Origin of the sequence: Pseudoalteromonas sp. MelDa3, assembly GCF_002863625.1 — a bacterium.
In the GTDB taxonomy this organism is placed as follows: domain Bacteria; phylum Pseudomonadota; class Gammaproteobacteria; order Enterobacterales; family Alteromonadaceae; genus Pseudoalteromonas; species Pseudoalteromonas arctica.
This window is the reverse complement of record NZ_PJBR01000152.1, coordinates 1-4,896: the sequence shown is the minus strand read 5'-3', so window position 1 is coordinate 4,896 and position 4,896 is coordinate 1. Positions and strand designations below refer to the sequence as shown.

The 4,896-nt window shown below is 41.7% G+C and carries 5 protein-coding genes and 4 tRNA genes; 7 read left to right on the top strand and 2 right to left on the bottom strand.

The features are described 5' to 3' along the window. A partial coding sequence (gloB, locus tag CXF89_RS18355; protein WP_121955403.1) for a hydroxyacylglutathione hydrolase occupies positions 1–763 on the bottom strand: 763 nt, incomplete at its 3' end. 53 nt (positions 764–816) lie between these two features. Here gloB and CXF89_RS18350 point away from each other — a divergent pair. Continuing rightward, entirely contained in the window at positions 817–1,602 is a 786-nt protein-coding gene (locus tag CXF89_RS18350; protein ID WP_101217180.1) for a class I SAM-dependent methyltransferase, read from the top strand. A gap of 162 nt (positions 1,603–1,764) precedes the next feature. On the opposite strand, the gene rnhA is transcribed toward CXF89_RS18350, so the two are convergent. Beyond that, positions 1,765–2,229 carry a ribonuclease HI gene (rnhA, locus tag CXF89_RS18345; RefSeq protein ID WP_007378210.1) on the bottom strand — a complete coding sequence of 155 codons (465 nt, stop codon included), beginning with the start codon at positions 2,227–2,229 and terminating at the stop codon, positions 1,765–1,767. Between the two features lie 68 nt (positions 2,230–2,297). Between rnhA and dnaQ the strand changes: the two genes are divergently transcribed. From dnaQ to CXF89_RS18315, 6 genes are all read left to right on the top strand, one after another. Continuing rightward, complete coding sequence (gene dnaQ / locus CXF89_RS18340; protein WP_121955402.1) at positions 2,298–3,011, top strand: DNA polymerase III subunit epsilon; 714 nt, start codon at positions 2,298–2,300, stop codon at positions 3,009–3,011. A gap of 9 nt (positions 3,012–3,020) precedes the next feature. Continuing rightward, positions 3,021–4,391: a TIGR03503 family protein gene (locus CXF89_RS18335; RefSeq protein ID WP_121955401.1), complete on the top strand. Its 1,371-nt coding sequence runs from the start codon at positions 3,021–3,023 to the stop codon at positions 4,389–4,391. Between the two features lie 97 nt (positions 4,392–4,488). Beyond that, positions 4,489–4,565, top strand: a tRNA-Asp gene (locus tag CXF89_RS18330). A 27-nt stretch (positions 4,566–4,592) separates the two neighbouring features. Then, positions 4,593–4,669 (top strand) — tRNA-Asp (locus tag CXF89_RS18325). Positions 4,670–4,710: 41 nt separating this feature from the next. After that, positions 4,711–4,787, top strand: a tRNA-Asp gene (locus CXF89_RS18320). Between the two features lie 31 nt (positions 4,788–4,818). Continuing rightward, positions 4,819–4,895, top strand: a tRNA-Asp gene (locus tag CXF89_RS18315). The last annotated feature ends 1 nt before the right edge of the window (position 4,896 follow it).

Below are 4,896 nucleotides of genomic sequence, written 5' to 3'. Positions count from 1 at the left end.
CTTTGAACTGTCTCAGACTAGCAAAGTTTCCCCAAGGTTCATTGTTTTTTGTAACCGAGATGAATTTTTCTGGCACTAACTCTGTAATGGTTGGCAAATCGCTACGCATAAATGGATTTATTTTTAGCTCCTGTCCAATAGAAGTGGGTAGGGAAATTTGGTTATTACTGCGTAATTCATCTACTTTTTTACTGTACGCGAGTAGTTCTGGGTTACGTGGTTCAACCGCTTTGGCAAAGGCAAGATTAGCTTGCGTGTATTCGTGCGTGCAATACACACTGCAGCTTGCAGGCAGCTCTCTTAGTTTATTAAACGATTCCCACATTTGCTTTGGCGTGCCTTCAAATAAGCGCCCACATCCACCGCTAAACAATGTATCGCCTGTAAAAGCAAGTTCATCATTTGTATAGCAAATATGATCAAGCGTGTGCCCAGGAGTTGCCAAAATATTAAAGTTAATATTAAGCACACTGATGCTTTGACCATCAGTGAGTGCGTGAGTGATGCCTTTAAATGGACTATTTGCGGGGCCATAAACCGATATATCTGGATAGGCGTCAACTAATGCAGCTACGCCATCAGTGTGGTCGTAGTGATGATGCGTAATTAAAATACCACCAAGCGTTAGTTTGTGCTCAGCTAGATACGCTAATATGCTCTGTGCTTGGCCTGGATCGACTACCCATGCTTGGTTACTATTATCGGTAGTTAAACACCAAATGTAATTATCAGAAAAGGCTTTAATTGCTTTGACTTGCACCATGGTAAATTGCTCTATAAAGTGACACTTACCGCATAGTATAACGAGCTCAAAAAATGAAACCAGCCCTTAGTTTTCAAGAAGGACCCAAACCACTGTCGTGGCAACAGTTTCCTCATGGGGATTATTTGCGCAAAGATATTGAACGCAAAATGGAGCAATGGCTGCCGCGTATGTTTGGCTATCATATGCTTAAGCTAGGTAATTTAAGTGGCGAATTAAATACAAGTATAAGTACGATTAAACACCAGGTGTGTGTTGCAGAGCCTGGGCCTTACACTGGGGTAGTTGCTGACATAGATGAACTGCCATTTTACGAGCACAGTATTGATGCATGCATACTAAGTCACTGCTTAGAGTATCATTCAGACCCACATCACATTTTACGAGAAGCACATCGCACACTTATTCCGGGCGGCTATATAGTAATTACGGGATTTAATCCGTTTAGTTTGTGCGGACTTGCACAAATGCTGCCTTTTAGTGGTCAGAAATTACCATGGACGGGGCGCTTTTTTACACCCGCACGGGTTAAAGATTGGCTAAACTTACTTGGTTTTGAAATTGTAAGTGACGAACGTTTTATTTATTCATCACTGGCAAGAGGTAATAGGCTATCAAGATTTGAGTTTTGGCGGACTTTTGCAAAACAGTATTTAAAACCGATGGGCAGTGTTTATATGCTGGTGGCACGAAAAAGAGTTGCGCCACTTACGCCAATAAAACCTAAGTGGCATGCAAGGCCGCAGTTTGCGCCAGTAAAAGGGGCAGGGCTTAGACAAACGTCAAAGCAACACTTTAAATCGTGCGAGCAAGAAAATAATACCAATTGCATTAAATAAGTGATCTATTATAGCGCTAAGAAAATAGCACATTAACAAGGCGAAAATTGTGACATGTAGTTGTTCTATATGAATGATTTTTAACGCAGTTAGTGAGTTATTTAATGCAATAGAATGAACATGTTTTTAATAAAATTGGTATAACAACTAGCTTAGAAAAAATTAAGGCTGGTAGCCTACATCTTCTAGTAAATCTTTACTGCCAGCGGCATCGCGCGCTAAATCGTCAACTATTTCGTTGTACTTATGGCCGCTATGCCCTTTAACCCATTTCCAGGTTACATTGTGCTCGCTACAGGCTTTATCTAGGCGTTTCCATAAATCGACGTTTTTAACCGGCTTTTTAGCTGATGTTAACCAGCCACGTTTTTTCCAGTTAGTGATCCACGATTCAATACCTTGCTTAACATATTGGCTATCGGTTGTTAGATTTACTTCGCATTCTCGAGTGAGTGATTCTAGGGCTACAATAGCCGCGAGCATTTCCATTCGGTTATTCGTTGTGAGTTTATAACCTTGGCTCATTTCTTTTTCGTGGCCGTTATAAATCATAAAAATACCATAACCGCCGGGGCCTGGATTACCTAAACATGAGCCATCGGTGTAAATCTCTACGGTTTTTTGCACTGTTTTACCTTGATCTTATGTACAATAAAGTGATTATAGAAAGATACCAGAATCAGGCTAAATTCGATATGGCACGTAGACAAATAGTTTTAGATACAGAAACCACCGGCATCGACCCTAAACAAGGGCACCGTATTATAGAAATTGGGTGTGTGGAGTTAGTAAATCGCCGTTTAACAGGCAATAATTTTCATGTTTACATAAACCCACAACGCCCAAGCGAAGAAGAAGCAATCGACGTTCACGGTATCACTAACGAATTTTTACGTGATAAACCGTTGTTTCATCAAATTGCCCAAGAGTTTTTCGACTATATTGAAGGGGCAGAGTTAGTTATTCATAACGCCCCGTTCGATGTTGGTCATATGGATAACGAATTTGCGCTGCTTAATCAGGGCTACCCTAAAACAAATACTTTTTGTCAAGTTCTCGACACGCTTAAAATGGCGCGTGACTTGCATCCAGGTCAAAAGAACAACCTTGATGCATTATGTCGTCGTTACGATGTAGATAACGGTAAACGAACGCTTCACGGCGCGCTACTGGATTCTGAGATTTTAGCCGATGTGTACCTTGCCATGACGGGTGGTCAAACAAAGCTAAATTTGAATCAAAATAAAGATGACGGCAGCGAGCAACAGAAGGGCGGTATAAAGCGTTTAAATAGTGATAGAGCCCCATTAGTTGTTCTGCGGGCAAGCGACGCTGAGCAAAGCGCACACGAAGCACGATTAGATCTTGTAAACAAAGAAGGCGGCCAATGTATATGGCGCGCTGAATAAGGCGATTTAATGAAAACGATGTATTTTGTAACAGCGTTATGTGCAGCTAGTTTATTTACTGGCAATGCATATGGCGTAAAACAAGTAGAAGTGCTCAAGCGCGATGGGCATCAAAATGAGATCCCTTTACTTGATAATCGTTTTCGCATAGATAGCAAAATAGATGAAATAACACTGCTTTTTTTTAGAAAATCAGGTGCACCTGCTGTTATTTTAGTGAGGCCCGATGGCAGTAAGTACTTTGCTACTGACTCAGTTAAAAACCCTAACTTAGATTGGTTTGATGAACTCAGCTACGATTTAGTAACCATAAAAAAACCTATGGCAGGTCCTTGGCAAGTAATAGGCAGTATTTTACCCGACAGCAGAATAGTTGTATTAGGCGAGATATCTCTTGAAGCAGAGCCTCTTCCTTCAATGTTGTTTAGGGGGGAGACAATAAAAATCACCGGAAAAATACTAAATGACGGTGAGCCAATTAATACAAACCTATTTAGAGATGTTGTGAGCCTTAATGTTGACTTTGTAAGTACCAACAATGAAAACTTTGCTAACTTTGGCGCAGGCATTCAAGAAGTAGCTGAATTTAAAGACGATGGACGTGGATTTGATGAGCGCCCTAAAGATGGTGTATTTACCGGCGAGTTTACTTTAGATTTCCCTGCGGGTGAATGGACACCAGAACTTTACGTGGCAACACCTCTGCTGCAGCGTCGCATTGTGCAAAATACAATAGAAGTGCACGAGCCACCTTTTGTAACCGAAGTCGCGTTAGCAGAGCAAGACACAGACGAGCATCTGTTAACTATAAATATAGACCCAAGTATTGTTAAGCCAGAAACAGTCATCATCCAGGGAAAAATCTACTATCCCAATAACGAAGAGCAAATGTTTACCATAGATGCTGCTGCTAAAGACTCACGACAACTTAGTGTTAAAAATTATGATTGGGGTAGATATAGCGTTGAGCTGTCAGTTTTTGGGACTAATATTAATGGTCGTGAATTTATGGCAACGCTACCAACGTATAAATTTGAGATAGAACGACCCATAGAAGCGGTGCCCGAAATTGATCCGGCAACGATTATTACGCCAGATAAAATGATTGAGAGTGAGCCTGTTGAAGAAAAAATGGCCACATCTACAATTATTAGTTTAATTGTAGGCTGCAATACGCTCATTTTATTACTCGGTTGGTTGTTAATTCGTATATTTGCTCAGAAAAAACCGATTAAATTTAAAGTGAAGCTGCCTTTTTTAAAGAAAAAGAAAACAAGTGAAGGTGATGTTGCCGACACAGGAAAAAATCAAGTCGGTAAAAATGGCTCAAAAAATGACAGATCAGGTGAAATTTTAAACCTTTCGATGACAGATGACTAAAAAACCTATAAAAAAACAAAAAAGCCCTTGACGAAATAGGGGTTGGTTCGTATTATTCACGCCGCTGTCAGGGAGACCTAAACAGCAACGGAAATATGGAGTGGTAGTTCAGTTGGTTAGAATACCGGCCTGTCACGCCGGGGGTCGCGGGTTCGAGTCCCGTCCACTCCGCCATTTTCGTAAAACTTGTAAGTAAAAGCTGGAGTGGTAGTTCAGTTGGTTAGAATACCGGCCTGTCACGCCGGGGGTCGCGGGTTCGAGTCCCGTCCACTCCGCCAACACTTACACAACGTATGGTTGTAAAACATATTCTTATTATGGAGTGGTAGTTCAGTTGGTTAGAATACCGGCCTGTCACGCCGGGGGTCGCGGGTTCGAGTCCCGTCCACTCCGCCAATAAGAAAAAATAACAGTTTAAATATGCGCTGGAGTGGTAGTTCAGTTGGTTAGAATACCGGCCTGTCACGCCGGGGGTCGCGGGTTCGAGTCCCGTCCACTCCGCCAA